Origin of the sequence: Calidifontibacillus oryziterrae (genome assembly GCF_000331575.1) — a bacterium.
In the GTDB taxonomy this organism is placed as follows: domain Bacteria; phylum Bacillota; class Bacilli; order Bacillales; family Bacillaceae_J; genus Calidifontibacillus_A; species Calidifontibacillus_A oryziterrae.
In genome coordinates, this window is sequence record NZ_ANOK01000003.1 from 505,655 (window position 1) to 528,378 (window position 22,724).

Consider the following 22,724-nt stretch of genomic DNA (forward strand, 5'->3'; position numbering starts at 1 on the left):
CATTTGAAAGTAGCCATCTTTTTCTTAATAATTTTGTCTATAAGTGGTGCAACCTATTTTATTGTTACCGCTTCATTAGCGAAAGAGGAAAATATTAGTCATATCATAAATGTTGCTGGACGCGAGAGGATGCTTACCCAAAAGATAAGCAAAAAAGCGATACAAATCGTTTATATGAATGATGCTAATGCAGAAGATGAACTAATTGCTGCTAGACATGATTTTGAACAAAATTTAAATGGGTTGATATATGGGGATGATAGTTTAGGATTATTTACGTTAGCGAACGAGGAATTGCATCTGCAATTAATGCATGTTGAAGAGCATTGGAAAGCTCTTAAGAAAGATCTTGATGATGTTTTATCAGAGAGGGGCGATCAAGAATCATTAATTCAAAGAATCAATAGTGTAACTGATGAGATGATCGAACACCTTGATTCTGTTGTTGAGATGTTTGAAAATAGAGGAAATCAAAGCCTACAAGGTTTAACAACGAGGAATACTATTCTTGTCTTATTTAATTTACTTTTTGCAATTGTATTGTTTACTACGTGGCGCTTACTTGTTAGTTTGAAGAAAAGTGAAAAGAAATACCGCATGCTCGTGGATCATTCTCCGCTCGGGATCGTCATATCAAAAGATGACCAGATTCAATTTGTTAATAAATTTGCTCTTGAGACATTACGGTATTCTAATAAAAATGAATTAATTGGGAAACCGATATATATTACAATTGATCCAGAATGTCACGCTTTAGTAAAGTCACGTCTTGAACATGTGCGTGAGCAAGATGAAATTGCTGACTTTGTTGAAGAAAAGCTGATAAAACAAGATGGAGCAACTATTTTTGCAGAGGTTATGTCATTACCATTTCATGTTATGGGGACTAATAATACACTTACGATTTTTCGTGATATTACCGAACAAAAGCGTTCTAAGAGTGAAATGCAACACATGTTCAAAGAGCTTAACGATATTAAAGTTGCCCTTGATATGTCAAATATAGTTGAAATAACGGACGATAAAGGTGTCATTTTATATGCCAATGATAAATTTTGTAAAGTGTCAAAATATAGCAAAGAGGAAGTTATTGGGAAAACGTATAAAGTGATTAATTCTGGTTATCACTCAAAAGAATTTTTCGCATATTTATGGAAAACGATTCAAGCAGGACGAGTATGGGAGGGGCATGTTAAAAATCGTGCAAAAGACGGAAGCTTTTACTGGGTCGACACGATGATTATTCCATTTATAAATAATGAAGGGAAGCCTTATCAATACTTAACAATTCGTAATGATATCACAGATCGAAAGCTAGCCGAAAAGGAGATTCATTTATTAGCAACTAGAGATGATTTAACAAAATTAGCAAATCGAAGAGTTTTTGAAAAAAAATTGAAGGAAGCAATTGCCCATCATCAACAAATTGCTGTCTTATTTTTAGATTTAGATCGCTTTAAATATATAAATGATTCTCTTGGTCATCATATCGGAGATCGTTTAATCAAGAAAGTTGCAAATCGATTACGGACAGTTGTGTCTCAAGTAGGATTTATCTCTCGTCAAGGTGGAGATGAGTTTACAATTTTGGTAACGGATAAGGACCGCTGCTTCCTTTCAACACTTTGCCAAGAAATAATGGATGAAATTAAAAAGCCTTACCTTATTGAAGGGAAAGAGATAGTAATTACATGCAGCATTGGGATTAGTATTTTCCCTGAGGACGGAAAAACAGTTGAAGCATTAATGAAAAATGCCGATGTTGCGATGTATTACACAAAAGATCAAGGAAAGGATAATTATTCATTCTATCAAAATAAAATGGATTACATCCCTAACAAAGTGATGCAAATGGAGTTAGATCTACGTAAAGCAATTGAACGAGAAGAATTTGTTTTGCATTATCAACCGAAGCTTGATTTACGAACAGATAAAATTATCGGTATGGAGGCATTAATTCGGTGGAAGCATCCTACTCTTGGATTAATTTCTCCACTTGAGTTTATTCCTCTTGCCGAAGAAACGGGTTTAATCAATTTAATCGGTGAATGGGTATTAAGGACTGCTTGTCTGCAAAACAAAAAGTGGCATGATGACGGGTATTCGTCACTAACTATTGCTGTTAATATATCCGCACATCAGTTTCGACAAGCAAATATTGTACCAAAGATTGCTCAAATATTAAAAGAAACGAATTTAACACCACATTTTTTGGAATTGGAAATTACAGAGAGTATTGCAATGCTTAACGAAGAAGCTATTATTGAAAAGCTGATAGAATTAAAAAAGTTGGGCTTGAAGTTTGCGATTGATGATTTTGGTACAGGATATAGTTCATTTAAGTACTTGAAAAAATTTCCGATTGATACACTTAAAATCGATCGTTCCTTCATTTCTACTAATGAAACGAATCAAAAGGAGCCATCACTAATGGCGAATGCGATTATTTCATTGGCTAAATCATTAACTTTAGAGGTTGTTGCTGAAGGGATTGAAACGAGTGAGCAAATGGCTTATTTAAAGAAACACCGATGTGATGTTGGACAAGGATATTTAATTAGTCGACCTTTACCTGCAACTGATCTTAACGGAGTATTAAGGGATTATTACCATAAAGATTAGGAGTTTTAAAATGCAAAGAAGGGGTATAACCAAATCGGTTATACCCCTAAGTTTACATTATTTATTGGTTTTCTATTATACTAAACCTTGGAACATCATGGCATCAGCAACTTTTAGGAAGCCAGCAATGTTTGCACCAACAACTAAGTTCCCTGAATAACCGTATTCTTCAGATGCTTTCACACTTTGCTGATATATATTAATCATGATTTGATGTAGTTTAGCGTCAACCTCTTCAAATGTCCAAGAAAGTCTTGCACTATTTTGAGCCATTTCTAGAGCTGAAACTGCAACACCACCAGCATTTGCCGCTTTAGCTGGCCCAAACAGAATATTGTTGTTTAAGAAGACATCAATAGCTTCTAATGTAGAAGGCATGTTTGCTCCTTCACCAATAGCTTTTACACCATTTTTAACAAGAATGTTTGCCGATTCTTCATTAATTTCATTTTGAGTTGCACATGGTAACGCAATGTCACATGGAATTGACCAAATACCAGTGCAGCCTTCATAATATTCTGATTCAGGGTGTTCCTTTACGTATTCAGAAATTCTTTTTCTTTCTACTTCTTTTATACGTTTAACTGTGTCAAGATTAATACCATTTTTATCATAAATATAACCATTAGAATCACTACATGCAACAACCTTAGCACCAAATTGTGTAGCTTTTTCAATCGCATAGATTGCCACGTTACCAGAACCAGAAACAACTACCGTTTGATCTTCAAAGCTCATGCCTTTGTCTTTTAACATTTCATTTACAAAATAAACTGTTCCGTAACCTGTTGCTTCTGTTCTTGCTAAGCTTCCTCCGTAACCCACACCTTTACCTGTCAAGACGCCAGCTTCATACGCACCACGAAGACGCTTGTATTGACCGAACATGTATCCCACTTCACGTCCGCCAACACCAATATCACCTGCAGGTACGTCAACATCTGGTCCAATGTGTCGGAAAAGCTCAGTCATAAAGCTTTGGCAGAAACGCATGATTTCGTTGTCAGATTTTCCTTTTGGATCAAAGTCGGAACCACCTTTACCACCACCAATTGGTTGGCCAGTAAGGGAATTTTTCAAAATTTGCTCAAAGCCTAAAAATTTAATAATACTAATGTTAACAGAAGGATGGAAGCGAATTCCACCTTTATAAGGGCCAATGGCACTGCTGTACTGAATGCGGTAACCGCGGTTTATTTGTGCTTTGCCTTGATCATCGACCCATGGTACGCGAAAGATGATTTGGCGTTCTGGTTCGACCATTCTTTCTAAAATTCCTGCTTCCATATATTTTGGTTGCTTCGCAAACACAGGTATTAATGATTGAAAAATTTCCTCAACTGCTTGATGAAATTCCGTTTCATTTGGATTGCGTTTTTTTACTGTTTCAAATACTTCATTTACATAGTTTTTCGCTGTTACCTCATTTGATTGTTCAACTCTTACTGATAAAGTCATACTTCATTCCCCTATTCCTATTTTTATATTGCAAATTTCAATTTTTGTCCGATATTCACTAAATATGAATAATTTTAATACATATCTGAATATTAAGGTTTCGATAATTACATTTTATACTTGAAAATCAATCGAAAACAATATATTAATTAGATATAATTAATGCTAAATTGATATGTATTGGATGGAAGGTGGAGTTTAATGGAATTAAGACAGTTAATTTATTTCAAAGAGGTTGCAAAACTAGAACATGTTACAGAGGCTGCAAATGCGATGCATGTAGCACAATCTGCTGTTAGCCGACAAATTTTCAATCTCGAATCAGAACTTGGTGTCGACCTATTTATTAGAGAAGGTAGAAATGTCCATTTGACTCCGATAGGGAAACTGTTTTTAAAACACGTCGAAAATGCACTAAATGTCCTTGAAGAAGCAAAACGCGAAGTAAGAGAATATTTGGATCCTGAACAAGGAACTGTACAAATAGGCTTTCCGAGCAGCATGGCGAATTATACGTTACCAACAACAATTTCTGCATTTCGTGAAGAGCATCCGCTTGTAAAATTTAAGTTTAGGCAAGGTTCTTATCATTATTTAATCGATGCAGTTGTTTCAGGAAAGGTTGACATGGCATTGATTGGCCCTGTTCCAAGAAACAATCCTAAGCTTAAAGGAGAAATATTATTTCTTGAAAATATTGTTGTCTTGTTACCTGTAGATCATCCGCTAGCTGAGAGAACGGAAATACAGTTGAATCAGCTTCGTAATGAAGGATTTGTATTATTCCCACCTGGATTTGGATTACGGGAAATCATCGAGAATGCCTGCCTACAACAGGGTTTTACCCCTAATGTTTCTTTTGAGGGGAAGGATATTGATGGAATAAAGGGTCTGGTTTCTGCTGGGCTTGGTATTACATTAATTCCAGAAATGGCGTTGAGTGATAGTATTCCAAGAGGAACTGTGAAAATACCAATTATTGAGCCAGAGGTTACCCGTACAGTAGGGATCATTATTCCAAGTGAAAGACAGTTGCTTCCAACTGAAAAAATATTTTATGAGTTTTTGAAGGGATTTTTCAAAAAGCTAGACGATTATTATTAAATCTTTTATTAAGTCACCATTTAATAACGGTATAAAGTACTAACTATCAGCCATTTCGGCATAAAATGTTCTAAAGACGTGGTGCGAAGGGTGATAGTAAGTGGCAATTCATATTGTACAACCAGGCGATTCATTGTGGGAAATATCGCGGAATTATAATGTTACAATTCAAACGATTGTTGCTATAAATGGGATACAATTACGGGATCGTATTGTACCCGGATTGGCTCTTTATATTCCAGATGAGAGTTTCCCATTTACAATGTATGAAATTAATGCTGGGGATACGTTGTGGTCTTTAGCGCAAAGATATAACATTGATGTTACGAATATTATAGCAGCAAACCGTGAGATAGATCCGAATCGGTTGTTTGTTGGACAACTGATTCGTATTCCCCTCAGAAGAAGGTTGTCATTACAAACATTAGGATTTATCGTTCCATATTCAACCGAACAATCCTTGGTAGCTCTAAATCAAGTTGGGGAGTATTTAACATACATTGCTATCGTTAGCTATTCCTTTACAGATGAAGGCTGGGCGTATCGACGCTTAATGGATATACCAATTATTGAGCGTGCGAAACAGCTTGGTATTAAACCTTTATTAATGATCCGCAATATGGTTGGTGATAACTTTAGTCCAGAATTAGTAGGAAATGTGTTAGCCAATCCAATGTATAGAAGAAATTTAATCGCCAGTATAGTAAATTTGGCAAGCCAATTTGGCTATAATGGTGTAAGTATTGATTTTGAATTTATCCCACCGCCGCAAAGATATGACTTTATTACGTTTTTAAACGATTTAAAGGCGGCGTTAGGGAATCGTATATTACATGTAAATGTTCATGCAAAGACTGAAGATATCCCAACGAATCGAATCATCGGCGCTTATGATTATTTGGAAATAGGGAAAGTAGCGGATATTGTCGCTGTCATGACAATGGATTATGGCTATCCCACCGGGCCACCGAATCCAGTGTCACCATTATGGTGGATGGAGGATGTTGTCCAATATTCGCTGAATTTAATTAATGCAAGCAAGCTTCAAGTTGCATTTCCACTTTACGGCTATGATTGGAGGCTTCCTGACAATGCAACGACTGCATTATCCGTTCTCTCTGCACAAAATTTAGCAATTTCAGAGGGTGTACCAATTCAATATGATCAAATTGCCGAAACACCATACTATTTTTATCGTACTGAAACAGCAGAATATGCTGTTTGGTTTGAGGATATTAGAAGTTTTTTAAATAAATATCAGCTTGTTTCCCGTTACAATTTATTGGGAGTAACATATTGGCAGATTCAATTTGATTTTCCGCAAAACTGGGTGTTTATCGATCGAAATATCATAGTTGTAAAGTAAGCTAATCTGATTATTCGCCATTTATAATTAGCAAACCATATATCAAATAAAGATCAATCACAACGAGTAATCCCAATATCCAGATTGAATACGTTCCCTTAATCCACTTATATATTGAACTAAATCCTTTTCTAATTCCTGTTTTTCAAGTTCATCAATTGTAAACTCAATAATTATCCCTTTTTTAAAGTTAAAGACAGCTATTTTTCGTTGTCCACCATACCATGAAGTATATAAAATTTTATAAAACACATAAAACAGCCCCTTTTTCAGAACGCACGTTCGTTTACGTTTATTAAAACATATGTTCGTGTGGAGTGCAAGCTCTAATTAAGCATAAATATTTAGTGAACATTTATAATGAAGGAAGGATTTTTATCGTAAAGCGAGAATAAACAAATAGATAGTAAAATGTATTTTAAATATAATAGTTGTTAATACATGTATTTAGGTGAATTTTTTCAGACTTGCTGATTTTGAATTTTAAGTTGCTCGATAAGGTGCATAGAAGGAAATCAAATAAACGCATAAGGAGTTTTGATATGGCAAATGTTAAATTTGATTTACAGACTAAATTTTTAGACGAAATAATACAAAGTGGTCAAGTTGTCACCATTTATACTACAAACGGTGTTCCATTGAAATGTAAAATTCTTGGTCATGATAATTTTACGATTCTGATCGACTCAAGAGGCCAGCAGCAAATGCTCGGAAAGGGAGCCATTAGTACAATCGTTAAGTAATCTTTCTCAGAAAGAAAGTCTCCAAAATATTTGGAGGCTTTTTTTTTCTTCTGATACCTTTTGTAAAAGAAACAATGTTTTTACAAAAAAATATAGGGTATTTATAAAAAAATAACAGGGTATTCCCTAATATGATAGAAAATCGTTACATAGTACGATATACCTATAAGGTGATAATGAGTTTAGAAAGTTTTGTTGCTTTTTTTATGGGGAAGGGGATACGAAGATGAAGTTTCGCTATCATGATCGACTTTTTAATTCTGAACAGGAATTAATGCAAATATTATTAGCAGAAGCTAGTGAGCAACTTAAAAAAATTGATCATAAACTGTTACATAATATAAACGAACATCGTATACAAATAAAGTTTAGGCTTCGTGCTGTCGGCAATTATATTAATCACCCACATTTTGAAAAAATTAAATGCACATATAATACACTTTGGAGTCGGCTCTATCAGCTTGAACACTCAGTTAATTTCCGACACCCTTATTTAAAGGTAGCTATGGAAAAGATAAAAAAACAAAAAAATGAGCAAATGAGCAATGAAAAAAAAGACTACTACCGTACTCGATAAATAGTTTTTTGCTTAGTTTGGTTTATTGGAATTGGAAATTTTAAGCGTTTTAAAGCCAATCAAAAAGCTTGCCAACGATAATGTATAAGCTTTCTCTAGTGATCTGTTCATGACCGTCAAGCTTGTTTGCTTCAATTAAATAGGCATTGCTAAAATGTTTATATGGCAACCCGTCAATGATTGCTTTTACTTCATTTACTGTTAATCTTTCTATAGGGTGGGAAAGGTTATATTCGGTTAAAAAACTTATATTTTCTTCATAACTTGGATTTTGGCTTAGTTTAGCTCGGTACATGTGCAAAAGTAATAAGGAAAAGAAATGATTGTCAGCTATTTCATTTTCTAAAATATCGTTATTGTAGCCACCAAACAAAGCACGATGATTTAATAATTCGCGAATAGCAGGATAGTACCATTTATTTTCGTATGGAAAAGGAATCTTGAACCTTTCCACGTTTAAACCTTGCTGCTTCAGCTTATGTTGCAGATTGGTAATCATATCTTTGCTGTTCGCCATCGAGTGGAAATCTATATTTTTGGCAGCAGCTAATGCACTTGCTGTACCAGCAGCCTCTCCTGTAGCCATACCAGTTGCAACGATGCGGACACTGCCTTGAGCGAGCGATGAATATCCAGCGGAGCGTCCAACCACAAGCAAGTTTGTCAATCTTTGTGGCACTAGGCTTCTAAATGGAATGCCGTATTGCTTTGGATTGACAACAACTGCTCCAGGATCATTAACGGTTGTTGCTTGGATATCTGAAGGATAGCCACCGTAAGCTATTGTATCATCATGGTATTTATTTTCCCATAAATCACTGACTGGAAGCTGATATAGTGATTTAATATGACGAGTTTCACGGACATATAATTCACTAGGATAAGAGGCGACTTTTGCATGTTCAAACCCAGGGAAATTCGCTTGTAACCACTTTACGATATTGGCAATTTCTTGTTTTCCTCGTTCAATCCCTTGTTGTTTTGAAGCCTCATCTAATCCGTTTACACCAAAAATTTGCAGGGCGTTAATGTAATAGCCTTCCTTATTTCGAATTAAATTTAACCCCCGTAAGCGAATATTCGGATCGTTCGGTTTGTATCGTTCCCTTAGCTTTACAAAACCCCATGCTGCTTCGTCTGTCACTTTTGCCTCACCAAATGTGAGGTTTTTTGCAACCCCGTAAATTTTGCTCCAATCCACATCTTTAAGGTGAATCATTAATGTTACCGCCATCTGTCGTCCATCATAGCCAACATCTTCAGCTCCGAGATAGTAGGGGACACCACTATTGGCTGCAAATTCTGCATCTTGTGTTGCATCGATGTATGTAGCTGCTTTAACATGATAATTGTTTTGACCGTTTTTAATATTTATTGTTGAAATTTTATTTCCCTGTTCAATTTCAATATCTTCTATTGTTGTGTTTAATAGTAACGATAAATTTTTTTGATTCAGCACCATTTTAAAAAAGGCTTGCTTTGCTTTTTCAATTTCAAACGATTTTCCGTTGCCAATCATATTGTGCCACTCTGAGAAAATAGGGGTTTTTAATATCCGATTATTGATTCCATGAGGGAAGTCTAATACATTCATTTTGGCATATGTAAACAAGCCGCCCAGGCCATCACGATGCTCAATTAATAAAGTGTTGGCCCCATTTCTTGCAGCAGATAGTGCAGCAGCGATACCTTCAGGCTCACCGCCGATAACGATCACATCAAATTCGCTAACGCCATCATTACTATTTAACTGAATTGCTTGGCCTTGTCTGTGCTGCTCATTCAAATTATTTGGAAAGACAAATAACAAAATTAATAGTAAAAAAGCAATTTTTTTCATGAGCAAACGAACCCCTAATTCACGTCGTGTATTAGGGGTTAGTTTGCTTCTGTTTCTATTTTTTATTACACATCATTTATTTTGTTAACTCAAATGTTTTCATTACGTCCGGGACCGCCTGTTGTAATTTTTGAAATTGGGCGATATCAGTTGTATCAATCAACGCAATATCATGTGGTCCGTCATAAACATATATTTTGTTATCAACGGTTGCTAATTCTTTTAACTCGAGGAGTGATGGTTCTTGCGCCCAATTTTTTACACACGTAAAAATAAGTCGTTTCATTTGTTCGCCATAGTTATCAAGTAGCCATTTAAACGCTTCATCTTTATCATATCGCAGTAATTCTTCAAAACTACGATCATTGTTTATAAATGAATTTTGATTTTCACTCATAATAAAACGTCCTTTACTATTATTTTCTATAGCTTTTGACGACAGAGTGACGATTAGGGCTTCGAAAATGGGAAAAAATACAAAAATGCAGCGGAGCTGGACTAGTACCTTGTTTTCAGAAACTTATATAAGGGAGCAAATTTTACAATTTAGTAGAAATGTAAAAAAAAGAAGCCCAAAAGTGGAATTTGGCTTCTTTAATATATTCTTATAACTCTAAAGTCTGTCTTGTTTGAAGCTGAGTCTGAAGCTGAGTTTCCAGCGCTTATCGTAATTGTTCTTGTTGTACCATTCCAATTCACAACAGCTCCTAATGATTCACTTACAAACCGTAACGGTACAAGGGTGCGGCCGTTGACAATTTTTCCGGGAACTTGAATTTCTGTTTTCTTTCCGTTTATTAGTGGATACTTTGAACCTATTTGTAACTTGATCTCTGTTCCAGATTTACTGGCAAAAACAGTTTGTGATTTTCCATCATAGGAAATGGATGCTCCGAGAGATTCAAATATTTTACGCATTGGGACAAGTGTTGTTCCGTTTTGTATTGTCGGACTTACATCAAAGCTTAGGCGATTTCCGTCTAAGTAGACAGTAATCTCATTTTGCGCAGAAGCTTGTGTTGAGATAATAAGTGAAAATGATAGTAAAAAAACGAATGCAGTAATATATTTATAAAATAATTGCATCAATGATCCTCCTTGGAAAGGCTAATGACTCTATTATACAATGATTCGTTTGTGATGTATGATTCCATTTCTAGGAAGTCTTTATAATGGTTGGAAAAAGCTTATTTAGTAGCCAATTCACTTCAAACTACACGTTACATCCATTTAATTTTAGGTTCAGTCTTATTGATAATACGCTTAATATTAGCACGGTGACGGTAAATAACAAAGATAGTGAGACCTGTCATAACTAAAATCAAAGGGAGGTCATTTGCGATAAGGCTATAAATAATCCCAACGATTGCAGCAACCATTGAAGAAAGCGATACATATTTAGATATATATAGGGTTGTTATGAATGCGATAACTAGCACTAGGAATAAAAGTGGATCATAGCAGAGCAGCACACCAGCCGATGTTGCTACAGCTTTTCCACCATTAAAGTTTGCAAAAAGCGGATATGTATGTCCAATTATGGCACCAAGACCAGCTAACAAAGGATTTAAAACATCATCGATTCCAAAAATAAACGGTAAACCAGCGGCAAGCGTTCCTTTTAGAATATCTGCAATGGTCACGATAATTCCGGCTTTTTTGCCAAGAACTCTAAAGGCATTTGTAGCCCCTAAATTTCCGCTACCATGTTCACGAATGTCGATATTATGCTCCACTTTGCCAACTATAAGTGCAGATGGGATAGAACCTAATAAATAAGCTAGGATAATTGTTATAACGATTACCATGTTAAAACTCCTTCGTTTAGTCTTTCTTTATTTTAGCATGTGTTCCTCAAAAAGGCATCTGAATCCTTACGGAAATTTAAATCTCTCCAAATTTTTCAATCTTATAATAAAGGTTTTCTTTTTGTTGATAATTTCGTAGGATGGATAAAGGAGGAGAAAAATATGTCGAGAATTGAAATGCATCACAAACATAACGTTAGTTCAAAAAGTAAGCTCGTGATTTGGCTAGGACTTATTTTTTCAATCTTTATCGTTTTATCAAGTCTACTATTTATTTTTATATATTTTAAAGGAAATCAAAAGGTTGCTTATACAGAATTCAACCATCCAATTATTTATAATGGGACTATTTATGGTGTCGAAGGGTTACTTGAAGGCGATGAGGTTTATTTACCTTTTTCGTTTATTAAAGATGTAATTGATGAAGATGTAATTTTTGATGAATCTTCACAATCTATTATATTGACAACAAATGATCAGGTTATTCAATTACCTAATAAAAAACTGCAATATTTTGTAAATGAGCAACCAGTATCTTTGCAATTTCCTGCTGTTAAGGACAATGATGGATTTCAGTATGTGGCAGCAGAGCCATTACTATCGATTTATCCATATGTGTTCGAGTATGTACCGGAAACAGGAGCAATAGTCGTTCAAAAACATGGTGCAATTATTTTACCAGCAACTATTCAAGAGGATGCTTCCGAGTTGAAAATACGAGAATATCCTTCCTGGTTTTCAGCTTATGTAGACGAGGTTTCTGCAGGAGAACAAGTTTTCATCGAGAAGGATGAAAAGAATTATTATTACATTAGGAAGCAAAACGGGATTGCAGGATTTATATCAAAAAACGATGTCGTCCTAAAAGAACCAACTATCGTCACACTTGACTCTTTTACAGAGCGTAAACCTTTACCACAACGGGAGCTGGCGTGGCCAATTTATTTAACGTGGGAAGCTGTATACTCTAAAAATCCAAATACAGCAACGATTTCAGATATGCCAGGATTAAACGTGGTATCACCGACGTGGTTTTCTTTGAAAAATAGTGAAGGAGATGTTAGCAATTTAGCTTCGCTTGATTATGTAAAATGGGCTAAATCAAGAGGATATCATGTATGGGCATTATTCGCGAATGGTTTTAGTGATCCTAAACAAACCCATGAAGCGTTAAAGGATTTTACGACACGACAAAAAATTATCCGTCAGCTATTACATTATGCAACTATTTATGAACTGGATGGAATTAACATCGACTTTGAAAATGTGAATCTAGCGGATCAAAACTTAGTCACCCAATTTGTAAAAGAACTTACTGCGTATTTGCATCAAGCGGGGCTTGTTGTATCAATGGACATTACGTTTATCTCTTCAAGTGAAAATTGGTCGATGTTCTATGATCGTGAAAAGCTTGCAAATACTGTCGATTATCTTATGGTCATGGCCTACGACGAGCATTGGGGAAGTTCACCAGTTGCTGGTAGTGTCGCAAGTCTTCCATGGGTTGAAAATAATCTCAAAAAGCTATTAGAAGTCGTTCCAAATGAAAGGTTAATCCTTGGGGTTCCGACCTACACAAGAATTTGGAAGGAACAAAAAACGCCAGGTGGAAATATTGAGGTTTCATCTAAGGCATATAGTATGGATGGTGTGAACCAGTGGATTCAAGAGCGTGGTCTCGAAATCCAATATGATGAAAAATCTGGTCAGGATTATGTTGAATATTTTAATGAAAAGGAGCAAGCAACTTATAAAGTATGGCTAGAGAATGAAAAATCTTTGAAAAAACGAACGCAGCTCGTTCATAAATACGGGCTTGCAGGGGTTGCAAGCTGGAATCGTAGCTTTACAAATGATAGTGCTTGGTCAGTGATCGATGACTCCTTAAGACAAGTCGAACCCGTAAAGAAGTAATACCTATCGTTAATGAACCTAGAAGTGAATATCAATAATTAATGCTGACAAATTGGAAGCAATTTCGTTGCAATTTTCCGGATAAATTTGGTACTTTAAAGCTAGTATATAAAATGTCTGGAGGAATCGAAATGACTATTGAAAATCCAAGCCGTGAAGAAATTGGGAAAATTTTAAAAGAGAACAAACGAATTGCTGTTGTAGGTATTTCTAATAACCCGGAACGAACATCATATATGGTTGCTGAGGCAATGCAAAAGGCAGGATATGAGATTGTTCCTGTAAATCCTGTTATCGATGAAGTATTAGGTGTGAAAGCATATCCTTCTTTAAAGGATATTGAAGGCCATGTTGATATTGTAAATGTTTTTAGAAGACCTGAGTTTTTACCTGACATAGCAAAGGAAGCCGTTGAAATAGGGGCAGATGTCTTCTGGGGACAATTAGGTGTTGTGAATGAAGAGGCTTACCATTATTTAAAAGAAAAGGGTATGACAGTTATTATGGATCGTTGTATCAAAGTTGAACATGCTATGACAAAAAAATAATTTTTTTAAAAATCTCTGCACGTTTTTGCAGGGATTTTTCTTTTTCTCGCGAAAGCGTATTTTAGAAACCGATTTAAATCGGTACAATAAAGCTTATATATTAGTTTGTATGTTCCATGGATATTTTATCGAAACCCGTGGGTAAAGTACCGAGTTATGTGGGTATTCAAATGAGATTCGTGGGTAAAGTACCGGGTTATGTGGGTATTCAAATGAGATTCGTGGGTAAAGCACCGGGTTATGTGGGTATTCAAATGAGATTCGTGGTTAAAGTACCGGGTTATGTGGGTATTCAAATGAGATTCGTGGGTAAAGCACCGGGTCAATTGGGTATTCTACTAAGATTCGTGGGTAAATCGCCGGGTCAATTGGGTATTCTACTAAGATTCGTGGGTAAAGCACCGAGTTATGTAGGTATTCTACTAAGATTCGTGGGTAAAGCACCGGGTCAATTGGGTATTCTACTAAGATTCGTGGGTAAAGCACCGAGTTATGTAGGTATTCTACTAAGATTCGTGGGTAAAGCACCGGGTCACGGGTGTATAGAATGAAACTTATTTAAAGCATCACTTTGTGGTATTATGTAATCTTGAGGGTATGTTTGAAAGGGGTTTGGACTATTGGCAAAGAAGCAGTTTGAATATAATGACGATGCAATACAAGTACTAGAAGGTTTAGATGCAGTTCGGAAACGCCCTGGAATGTACATAGGTAGTACAGATTCACGTGGTTTACACCATCTTGTTTATGAAATTGTCGATAATGCCGTTGATGAGGCGTTATCTGGCTATGGAAATCATATAAAGGTAACAATACATAACGATAATAGTATTAGTGTGGAAGATGAAGGGCGAGGTATGCCTACTGGTATGCATAAAATGGGGAAACCAACGCCAGAGGTTATTTTAACCATTCTCCACGCTGGGGGGAAATTTGGACAAGGGGGGTATAAAACAAGTGGTGGGCTCCATGGTGTCGGTGCTTCTGTTGTTAACGCGCTGTCTGAGTGGTTAGAGGTAACAATTAAGCGGGACGGTTTCGTGTATCGGCAGAGGTTTGAACAAGGTGGCAAGCCTGTTTCGACTTTAGAAAAAATTGGAACAACAAAGCAAACAGGAACAACTATTCATTTCAAGCCAGATTCAACTATATTTAGTACAACTACCTATAATTATGAAACTTTAAGCGAACGGTTACGGGAATCGGCGTTTTTATTAAAAGGTTTAAAAATTACAATACGTGACGAGCGTCATGATGTGGCGGAAGCATTTCAATATGATTCAGGGATAGAGGCATTTGTTGCATTTTTGAATGAAGAAAAGGATACCCTGCATCCAGTTGTATCGATTGAAGGGCAGCAGCAAGGAATTGAAATAGAATTTGCGTTTCAATTCAATGATGGCTATTCAGAAAACATCCTTTCATTTGTAAATAACGTCCGGACGAAGGACGGAGGAACACATGAGGTAGGCTCAAAAACAGCGTTGACTCGTGCCTTCAATGAATTTGCTCGCAAAGTAAATCTTTTAAAAGAAAAAGACAAAAACCTTGATGGTAATGATATTCGTGAAGGTCTAACTGCGATCATCTCCGTTAGAATTCCAGAGGAAATGCTGCAATTCGAAGGACAAACAAAAGGAAAGCTTGGGACTAGCGAAGCCCGCTATGCAGTAGATGCTGTTGTATCTGAAAAATTAACTTACTTTCTTGAGGAAAATCCGGATATAAGCACACTGCTAGTTAAAAAAGCAATTAAAGCGGCCGAGGCACGGGAAGCAGCGCGAAAAGCACGTGAGGAAGCACGTAGCGGAAAAAAGAATAAAAGAAAAGATTCTATTCTTAGTGGCAAATTGACACCGGCACAGTCCCGTAATCCAGAACGCAATGAACTTTATTTAGTTGAGGGTGATTCTGCAGGTGGATCTGCCAAACAGGGGCGGGATCGTCGTTTCCAAGCGATTTTACCGTTACGAGGTAAAGTTATTAATACAGAAAAAGCGAAGCTTGCAGATATATTCAAAAATGAAGAAATTAATACGATCATTCATGCGATCGGTGCTGGTGTTGGAGCTGATTTTGATGTGAATGATAGCAATTATGATAAGGTTATTATTATGACGGATGCCGATACGGATGGTGCCCATATACAAGTACTATTGCTAACCTTTTTCTATCGCTATATGAGACCGTTGATTGAAGCTGGAAAGGTATTCATTGCTCTACCGCCTCTATATAAAGTAAGTAAAGGTGCAGGTAAGAAGGCTGTCATTGAATATGCCTGGGATGAAGTTGAGTTAAAACAAGCAATCAAAAGAGTAGGAAAAGGTTATATAATCCAACGCTACAAAGGTTTAGGTGAAATGAATGCTGATCAGCTTTGGGAAACAACGATGGATCCGGATACTAGAACTTTAATCCGTGTGAAGATTGATGATATCGCCCATGCAGAACGGCGTATTACTACGTTAATGGGGGAAAAAGTTGAACCTCGACGGAAATGGATTGAGGCAAACGTTGCGTTTGGACTTGATGATGGTATGGGTATTTTAGAAAATGAGAATTTGTCAATCGATAGAGGTGAATAGATTTTGTCTTCATTATTTGAAAAAGTTATGGAATTACCATTAGAAGATGTTCTAGGAGACCGCTTTGGTCGCTATAGTAAATATATTATTCAAGACCGTGCTTTGCCCGATGCGCGGGATGGATTAAAGCCAGTACAACGCCGAATTTTGTATGCGATGTACCAAGAAGGGAATACGAGTGAAAAGGCATTTCGAAAATCAGCGAAAACTGTTGGTAACGTAATTGGTAATTACCATCCACACGGGGACTCATCGGTATATGAAGCAATGGTGCGGATGAGTCAGGATTGGAAGGTACGCAATGTCCTCATCGAAATGCACGGTAATAACGGTAGTGTCGATGGTGACCCACCGGCAGCTATGCGGTACACAGAAGCGCGTTTATCAGCAATTTCTTCAGAATTGTTGCGTGATATTGATAAGAATACAGTTGATTTTACACCGAATTTTGATGATACGATAAATGAACCGACAGTGTTGCCAGCAATGTATCCGAATCTGTTAGTAAACGGTTCGACTGGTATTTCAGCCGGCTATGCGACAGAAATTCCTCCGCACCACCTTGGCGAAGTCATTGATGGCGTCATTATGCGAATTGATCAACCTGCATGTACAGTTGCTGATTTAATGCAGGTTATTAAAGGGCCCGATTTCCCAACAGGAGGAATTATCCAAGGAATCGAGGGCATTCAGAAGGCTTATGAAACCGGAAAAGGACGGATTGTCGTCCGTGGACGTGCCGTGATCGAGGATATTCGTGGCGGGAAACAACAAATAGTCATTGATGAAATTCCTTATGAAGTAAATAAAGCAAACCTTGTGAAAAAAATTGATGAGTTTCGGATAGACCGAAAGATTGATGGAATTTCTGAGGTTCGTGATGAAACTGATCGCACTGGCTTAAGAATTGTAATTGAATTAAAGAAGGATGCTGACGCACAAGGCGTTTTAAACTATTTATATAAAAATTCCGATCTGCAAATCTCCTACAATTTCAATATGGTGGCGATTCATAATCGGACACCAAAACAAATGGGCTTACCACAATTGCTTGATGCTTATATTGGGCATCAAAAAGAGGTTGTGACAAGACGCTCACGGTTTGAATTGGATAAAGCAAAAGAACGTCAACATATAGTTGAAGGATTAATAAAAGCAATTTCTGTCCTTGATGAGGTAATTGCTACAATTCGCGCATCAAAGGATAAAAGGGACGCGAAAAATAATTTAATAGCAAAGTTTCAGTTTACAGATCCACAAGCTGAAGCGATTGTAAATTTACAGTTATATCGATTAACCAACACCGATGTGACCGCTCTTCAAAAGGAAGCGGAAGAGCTTCAAAAGAAAATTGATGAATTAACAAGTATTTTAAGTAGTGAAACAAAGCTATTACATGTCATAAAGAAAGATTTACTTCACATAAAAAAAACATACGCCGATAATCGTCGAACGAAAATTGAGGAAGAAATTCAGGAAATTGTGATTAATTTAGAGGTAATGGTTCCTTCTGAGGATGTCATAGTAACGGTTACAAAGCACGGTTATATTAAACGTACATCATTGCGGTCCTATACGGCCTCAAATGGTAAAGAATTTGGCATTAAAGAAAATGATTATTTAATTGGTCAGTTTGAAATTAATACAACAGATAAATTATTGTTGTTTACAAATAAAGGAAACTATCTATACTTACCTGTCCATGAAATTCCAGATATTCGCTGGAAGGACTTAGGTCAACATGTTGGAACGGTCATCCCGATTGATAAGGATGAGGAGCTTGTTCGTGCAATTCCAGTTAAGGAATTTTCAGAACTTGAGTATTTAACATTCTTTACTAAGGATGGAATGGTGAAACGGTCATCATTAGTGCAATATCAAGCTCAGCGGTACTCTAAACCAATTGTAGCCGTTAATTTGAAGGGTGATGATCGGGTTGTCGATGTCTATTTGACAGATGGAAGTAATGATTTATTTATTGCAACGCACAACGGATATGGACTGCGTTTTACAGAAGAAGAGGTAAGTGTTGTCGGTCAACGTGCGGCAGGAGTAAAAGGTATTAATTTAAAGGATGGCGATTTTGTAGTCAATGGACTTGTGATTAATCGTGATGAAACAGGAGATTTTGTTTTAGTCACACATCGTGGAGCTGTAAAGAAAATGGCATTATCGGAATTTGAAAAAATAAGCCGAGCCAAGCGTGGTGTCGTAATGTTGAGGGAGTTAAAAAGTAATCCACATAAAGTCGCAGGAATTGTTATTGCATCGGCTCAAGAGTTCGTTCATTTAAAAACTACAAAAGAAATAACTGTGAGCGTTGATCCAAGTGATTTACGTCCAAATGATCGATACAGTAACGGATCCTTTGTTATTGATATTGATGAAGCGGGTCAAGTAACGGAAATTTGGAAAACCGAAAAAGAAGCAGGAACTGAGTAAGTCAAAATTGGAAGACCGAAATGGAAACGGAAACTGAGTAAGTCAAAATTGGAAGACCGAAAAGGTAACGTAAAAAAGTATAAGAACAAGGTCCAAATCGTATTTTGATTTGGGCCTTGTTATTGTAATCGTCATTTGCTGGTTTATAGTTGTCTTTAACTATGTTTACGGACATACGTTCCGTTATTTTTGAAAAAATCGACTATATTTTAATCTTACGGACATACGTTCCGTTATTTGCCTGAAAAGTACTCGTTTTCTAGTAATTTTTATCAATTAAAGGATCTGGTGTCCGTTAATATTCACGTTAACGACCGTTTTTACAAAATAACGGATTTTGTGTCCTTATAATGCCATGTGGTTGATGACCAAGATATCATTGATACCGTTACCATTAAGAAATTATTCAACAATACAACAAAAACATGTAATAAAATTATAATATATTGCTAATTTTTATTGAAATTTCAGAAAATTTTTGTTAAATTATAACACAAGGTGGTTAAGTACATGTCGCAATTAAGGGATAAGATAATATCTACTGCTTTAACATTATTTGAAACACATGGATACCATGGCGTAACCGTTAATCAAATCGTTGAAGAAAGTGGCACTTCTAAAGGTGGCTTTTATCATCATTTTAAGTCAAAAGACGAGCTGCTTTATATGATTCATGATTACTTCATATCGTATGTTTTGGAAAAAGCGAATGATGCTAACAAAATCTATGAATCTCCTACGGAAAAGCTACGGGCAATAATTCAATCGTTTGTAAAAGTTTTCGATTTATACAAACCCCATATTTCCGTATTTTATCAAGAAAGTAAATATCTTAAACCGGAATATGATGAAATCATTAAAAAGAAGCGGGATGAGTATCGTCATATTATCTTCAAAGTCGTTAAAGAAGGTATAGAAGCAGGTGAATTCCGTTCAAATCTTCCTGTTGAAATAACCGGAATGTCGATTCTAGGAATGGTGAACTGGACATATAAATGGTATAAGCCTGAAGGGAAAAATACAATTGAGGAAATAGCAGGAATATATATCGATCTGCTTCTCCATTCATTATTAACCGAAGAGGCTAGGGGTAACGAAAAGTACAAATCTTTCTTTTTACAAAATAATCAGTAACGATTATTTTGTCGCGGATTGTCGCGGATTGTCGCGGATTGTCGCGGATTGTCGCGGATTGTCGCGGATTGTCGGGAATATGATAAAGCGCTTACATTATTCCGCAAATAACAGACCGACCGGTCGGTATTAAATTATTATTTAATCTATATTAAAAGTGTAAAAAATTTCATATAATTAGGATTTTATTAGTACTAAATGATGCCAAAGTTTCTTTTCATAATGATAACAGGATTTATTAACGTCGCGAGCCTCAATTTGGTGACGATAAAACGGATTTATTATCAGCAAAACGGCGCGGTGCTCAATTTGGTGACGATAAAACGGATTTATTATCAGCAAAACGGCGCGATTTTCAATTTGGTGACGATATAACGGATTTACTATCAGCAAAACGGAGCGATCCTCAATTTGCTGATAATAAAAAGGATTTACTATCAGCAAAACGGCGCGATTCTCAATTTGGTGACGATAAAAAGGATTTACTATCAGCAAAACAGAGCGATCCTCAATTTGCTGATAATAAAAAGGATTTACTATCAGCAAAACGGAGCGATCCTCAATTTGCTGACGATAAAACGGATTTACTATCAGCAAAACGGAGCGATCCTCAATTTGCTGACGATAAAACGGATTTATTATCAGCAAAACAGCGCGAGTCTCAATTTGGTGAAGATAAAACGAATTTATCATCAGCAAAACGACATGGGCATCAATTAGGTGACGAAAACACGGATTTACCCGTACCAAATCGCTACTGAATTAACGTTCAAGGTAGATAACAAGTTTATAACTAGCATTTAATCCAACTAAATCAATGTACAAGGATGATAACAGAATATAAAAAAATTTTTTTGAAAGGAGTGATGTACATAAATTTATGTGATTTTTCATATAAAGCTACTGGCAATTTATATTTGAGGAAGTTTGGATACTTGAAAAAATTGCTATGTCTTATCGGAACTATTACAACTTATGAATTTTAAACATAGAGATGATAATTATAAATTTCAAGGGGGGTATTATTGATGAATTTTGAATTAACGAAAGAGCAACAAATGATTAAGGAGATGGTGCGTGATTTTGCAGAGAAAGAGGTAAAGCCGAAAGCTGAGTATGTTGACCGCACATCTGAATTTCCAGAAGACACGTTTAAAAAAATGGGAGAGTTGGGGTTACTCGGGATTCCTTTTCCTGAGGAATACGGTGGTTCTGGTGGTGATACCATTTCATATGCAATTGCAGTTGAGGAAATCGGAAAGGCATGCGGGGGAACAGGTTTAAGTTATGCAGCTGCCGTTTCATTAGGTTCAAGTCCAATTTATTATTTTGGAACTGAAGAGCAAAAACAAAACTACCTTGCGCCGCTTGCTCAAGGTAAAACGTTAGCTTCCTTTGGGTTAACTGAACCAAATGCCGGATCTGATGCTGGAGGAACAAGGACTAAGGCAGTACTTGATGGTGATTACTACGTAATAAATGGTGAAAAGTGTTGGATTACGAATGCCGGGTACGCAAGTTTTGTAACAGTAACAGCTGTTACAGGAAAGGATGAGCGCGGGAAAAATATTATTTCAGCCATTATTGTTCCAACCGATACACCTGGATTTACTATCAACAGCAATTATGACAAAATGGGCGTTCGCGGTTCAAACACGTCTGAGTTAATTTTAGAAGACGTTCGCGTTCCAAAAGGAAATTTATTAGGCGATCCAAAGGCTGGGTTTAAACAATTTTTATATACATTAGATGGTGGACGTATTTCAATTGCAGCTCTTTCTGTTGGTATTGCCCAGGCGGCATTAGATAAGGCTTTAAGCTATGCAAAGGAAAGAACACAGTTTGGACAATCCATTTCTAAATTTCAGGCGATCCAGTTTAAACTAGCAGATATGGCAATGGAAATTGAACTTGCGCGGAACATGGTTTATAAAGCAGCTTGGCTAAAGGATCAGGGAAAACCGTTCACCAAAGAATCTGCTTATGCAAAATTATTTGCCTCTGAGGCAGGTTTTAGAGCTTGCAATCAAGCCATTCAAATTCATGGGGGTTATGGCTATATGAAAGAATATGAGGTTGAGCGCCACCTTCGTGATATCAAGCTTATGGAAATAGGTGAAGGAACATCCGAAATTCAACGCCTTGTCATTGCACGTCAACTAGGATGCTAAGCTATTAATCTAACCCGAAGAACCAATTAGAAGAACCAATTAGAAGAACCAATTAGAAGAACCAATTAGAAGAACCTATTAAGGGAAACATAATACGTACTGTCTCAATAATATATCATTTGGTGGGGATTCACATCTCAACTAGGCTTCTAAGCTAGTAAATACACTAGAAGTACCAATTAAGGGGAAACCTTATGCGTTCATTATTTTCCCCTTAATTGGACTATAGTCTAGTAATCTTGAACACTTGATGTAGAAATAACAGTCGAGAGTATTGGGCGCCTATGATGTTTTCGTAATCCATCATGACTTTTATGATACGAGTGGTCTTGGCTATTTTAAAAAGCAAACAGCTACACTAGTTTCATTTCATAGAAGTAAAGATTGTTCCATTGGGAAAGAAATGGGGGAA

18 protein-coding genes are annotated in these 22,724 nt (G+C 36.4%); 11 read left to right on the plus strand and 7 right to left on the minus strand.

Going from position 1 to position 22,724, the window contains the following annotated elements; all coding sequences use genetic code 11:
- Nucleotides 1-3: 3 nt before the first annotated feature.
- A complete protein-coding gene (locus D612_RS18595) occupies nucleotides 4-2,622 on the plus strand; it encodes an EAL domain-containing protein (RefSeq protein WP_017753917.1) in 2,619 nt (872 codons plus the stop codon).
- A 75-nt stretch (nucleotides 2,623-2,697) separates the two neighbouring features.
- Here D612_RS18595 and gdhA read toward each other — a convergent pair whose 3' ends face one another.
- The gene (gene gdhA / locus D612_RS0102565; protein WP_017753918.1) at nucleotides 2,698-4,080 is read right to left on the minus strand and encodes an NADP-specific glutamate dehydrogenase; all 1,383 of its coding nucleotides are present in this window, start codon (nucleotides 4,078-4,080) and stop codon (nucleotides 2,698-2,700) included.
- Nucleotides 4,081-4,281: 201 nt separating this feature from the next.
- Between gdhA and D612_RS0102570 the strand changes: the two genes are divergently transcribed.
- The gene (locus D612_RS0102570) at nucleotides 4,282-5,184 is read left to right on the plus strand and encodes a LysR family transcriptional regulator (RefSeq protein WP_017753919.1); all 903 of its coding nucleotides are present in this window, start codon (nucleotides 4,282-4,284) and stop codon (nucleotides 5,182-5,184) included.
- A gap of 100 nt (nucleotides 5,185-5,284) precedes the next feature.
- Nucleotides 5,285-6,550, plus strand: a complete 1,266-nt coding sequence (locus D612_RS0102575) for a glycosyl hydrolase family 18 protein (protein WP_017753920.1) — start codon at nucleotides 5,285-5,287, stop codon at nucleotides 6,548-6,550.
- 57 nt (nucleotides 6,551-6,607) lie between these two features.
- Here D612_RS0102575 and D612_RS0102580 read toward each other — a convergent pair whose 3' ends face one another.
- Nucleotides 6,608-6,802: a hypothetical protein gene (locus tag D612_RS0102580; protein WP_017753921.1), complete on the minus strand. Its 195-nt coding sequence runs from the start codon at nucleotides 6,800-6,802 to the stop codon at nucleotides 6,608-6,610.
- A gap of 290 nt (nucleotides 6,803-7,092) precedes the next feature.
- Here D612_RS0102580 and D612_RS0102585 point away from each other — a divergent pair, with 290 nt between their 5' ends.
- On the plus strand, nucleotides 7,093-7,293 hold the full coding sequence (locus tag D612_RS0102585) for an RNA chaperone Hfq (protein WP_017753922.1): 201 nt from the start codon (nucleotides 7,093-7,095) through the stop codon (nucleotides 7,291-7,293).
- A 226-nt stretch (nucleotides 7,294-7,519) separates the two neighbouring features.
- The gene (locus D612_RS0102590) at nucleotides 7,520-7,870 is read left to right on the plus strand and encodes a hypothetical protein (protein WP_017753923.1); all 351 of its coding nucleotides are present in this window, start codon (nucleotides 7,520-7,522) and stop codon (nucleotides 7,868-7,870) included.
- Between the two features lie 49 nt (nucleotides 7,871-7,919).
- Here D612_RS0102590 and D612_RS0102595 read toward each other — a convergent pair whose 3' ends face one another.
- The 4 genes from D612_RS0102595 to plsY all read right to left on the minus strand — a co-directional run bounded on the left by D612_RS0102595 (nucleotide 7,920) and on the right by plsY (nucleotide 11,518).
- Nucleotides 7,920-9,710, minus strand: coding sequence for an FAD-dependent oxidoreductase (locus tag D612_RS0102595; protein WP_017753924.1), 1,791 nt, complete (start codon nucleotides 9,708-9,710; stop codon nucleotides 7,920-7,922).
- A gap of 76 nt (nucleotides 9,711-9,786) precedes the next feature.
- Nucleotides 9,787-10,107, minus strand: coding sequence for a hypothetical protein (locus D612_RS0102600; protein ID WP_017753925.1), 321 nt, complete (start codon nucleotides 10,105-10,107; stop codon nucleotides 9,787-9,789).
- 197 nt (nucleotides 10,108-10,304) lie between these two features.
- Complete coding sequence (locus D612_RS17730) at nucleotides 10,305-10,796, minus strand: copper amine oxidase N-terminal domain-containing protein (protein ID WP_017753926.1); 492 nt, start codon at nucleotides 10,794-10,796, stop codon at nucleotides 10,305-10,307.
- Nucleotides 10,797-10,930: 134 nt separating this feature from the next.
- Nucleotides 10,931-11,518: a glycerol-3-phosphate 1-O-acyltransferase PlsY gene (gene plsY / locus D612_RS0102615; protein WP_017753927.1), complete on the minus strand. Its 588-nt coding sequence runs from the start codon at nucleotides 11,516-11,518 to the stop codon at nucleotides 10,931-10,933.
- Between the two features lie 162 nt (nucleotides 11,519-11,680).
- Between plsY and D612_RS0102620 the strand changes: the two genes are divergently transcribed.
- From D612_RS0102620 to D612_RS0102645, 5 genes are all read left to right on the plus strand, one after another.
- Nucleotides 11,681-13,432 carry a glycosyl hydrolase family 18 protein gene (locus D612_RS0102620; protein ID WP_017753928.1) on the plus strand — a complete coding sequence of 584 codons (1,752 nt, stop codon included), beginning with the start codon at nucleotides 11,681-11,683 and terminating at the stop codon, nucleotides 13,430-13,432.
- 131 nt (nucleotides 13,433-13,563) lie between these two features.
- On the plus strand, nucleotides 13,564-13,980 hold the full coding sequence (locus tag D612_RS0102625; RefSeq protein ID WP_017753929.1) for a CoA-binding protein: 417 nt from the start codon (nucleotides 13,564-13,566) through the stop codon (nucleotides 13,978-13,980).
- 620 nt (nucleotides 13,981-14,600) lie between these two features.
- Complete coding sequence (gene parE / locus D612_RS0102635) at nucleotides 14,601-16,565, plus strand: DNA topoisomerase IV subunit B (protein ID WP_017753931.1); 1,965 nt, start codon at nucleotides 14,601-14,603, stop codon at nucleotides 16,563-16,565.
- Nucleotides 16,566-16,592: 27 nt separating this feature from the next.
- Nucleotides 16,593-19,007 (plus strand): DNA topoisomerase IV subunit A, encoded by a 2,415-nt coding sequence (gene parC / locus D612_RS0102640; protein ID WP_034725798.1) that lies wholly within the window; start codon nucleotides 16,593-16,595, stop codon nucleotides 19,005-19,007.
- A gap of 510 nt (nucleotides 19,008-19,517) precedes the next feature.
- Nucleotides 19,518-20,141, plus strand: a complete 624-nt coding sequence (locus D612_RS0102645; protein WP_017753933.1) for a TetR/AcrR family transcriptional regulator — start codon at nucleotides 19,518-19,520, stop codon at nucleotides 20,139-20,141.
- Nucleotides 20,142-20,318: 177 nt separating this feature from the next.
- On the opposite strand, the gene D612_RS19340 is transcribed toward D612_RS0102645, so the two are convergent.
- Nucleotides 20,319-20,834, minus strand: a complete 516-nt coding sequence (locus tag D612_RS19340; protein WP_017753934.1) for a hypothetical protein — start codon at nucleotides 20,832-20,834, stop codon at nucleotides 20,319-20,321.
- 335 nt (nucleotides 20,835-21,169) lie between these two features.
- Between D612_RS19340 and D612_RS0102655 the strand changes: the two genes are divergently transcribed.
- The gene (locus D612_RS0102655) at nucleotides 21,170-22,312 is read left to right on the plus strand and encodes an acyl-CoA dehydrogenase (protein ID WP_017753935.1); all 1,143 of its coding nucleotides are present in this window, start codon (nucleotides 21,170-21,172) and stop codon (nucleotides 22,310-22,312) included.
- Nucleotides 22,313-22,724: the final 412 nt, after the last annotated feature.

Excerpts from the sequence above, each read along its gene's own strand:
- gdhA (WP_017753918.1), bottom strand. The coding sequence starts at position 4,080 with ATGACTTTATCAGTAAGAGTTGAACAATCAAATGAGGTAACAGCGAAA.
- D612_RS0102570 (WP_017753919.1), top strand. The coding sequence starts at position 4,282 with ATGGAATTAAGACAGTTAATTTATTTCAAAGAGGTTGCAAAACTAGAA.
- D612_RS0102585 (WP_017753922.1), top strand. The coding sequence starts at position 7,093 with ATGGCAAATGTTAAATTTGATTTACAGACTAAATTTTTAGACGAAATA.
- D612_RS0102590 (WP_017753923.1), top strand. The coding sequence starts at position 7,520 with ATGAAGTTTCGCTATCATGATCGACTTTTTAATTCTGAACAGGAATTA.
- D612_RS0102595 (WP_017753924.1), bottom strand. The coding sequence starts at position 9,710 with ATGAAAAAAATTGCTTTTTTACTATTAATTTTGTTATTTGTCTTTCCA.
- D612_RS0102600 (WP_017753925.1), bottom strand. The coding sequence starts at position 10,107 with ATGAGTGAAAATCAAAATTCATTTATAAACAATGATCGTAGTTTTGAA.
- D612_RS17730 (WP_017753926.1), bottom strand. The coding sequence starts at position 10,796 with ATGCAATTATTTTATAAATATATTACTGCATTCGTTTTTTTACTATCA.
- plsY (WP_017753927.1), bottom strand. The coding sequence starts at position 11,518 with ATGGTAATCGTTATAACAATTATCCTAGCTTATTTATTAGGTTCTATC.
- D612_RS0102620 (WP_017753928.1), top strand. The coding sequence starts at position 11,681 with ATGTCGAGAATTGAAATGCATCACAAACATAACGTTAGTTCAAAAAGT.
- D612_RS0102625 (WP_017753929.1), top strand. The coding sequence starts at position 13,564 with ATGACTATTGAAAATCCAAGCCGTGAAGAAATTGGGAAAATTTTAAAA.
- parC (WP_034725798.1), top strand. The coding sequence starts at position 16,593 with ATGGAATTACCATTAGAAGATGTTCTAGGAGACCGCTTTGGTCGCTAT.
- D612_RS0102645 (WP_017753933.1), top strand. The coding sequence starts at position 19,518 with ATGTCGCAATTAAGGGATAAGATAATATCTACTGCTTTAACATTATTT.
- D612_RS19340 (WP_017753934.1), bottom strand. The coding sequence starts at position 20,834 with ATGATAAATTCGTTTTATCTTCACCAAATTGAGACTCGCGCTGTTTTG.
- D612_RS0102655 (WP_017753935.1), top strand. The coding sequence starts at position 21,170 with ATGAATTTTGAATTAACGAAAGAGCAACAAATGATTAAGGAGATGGTG.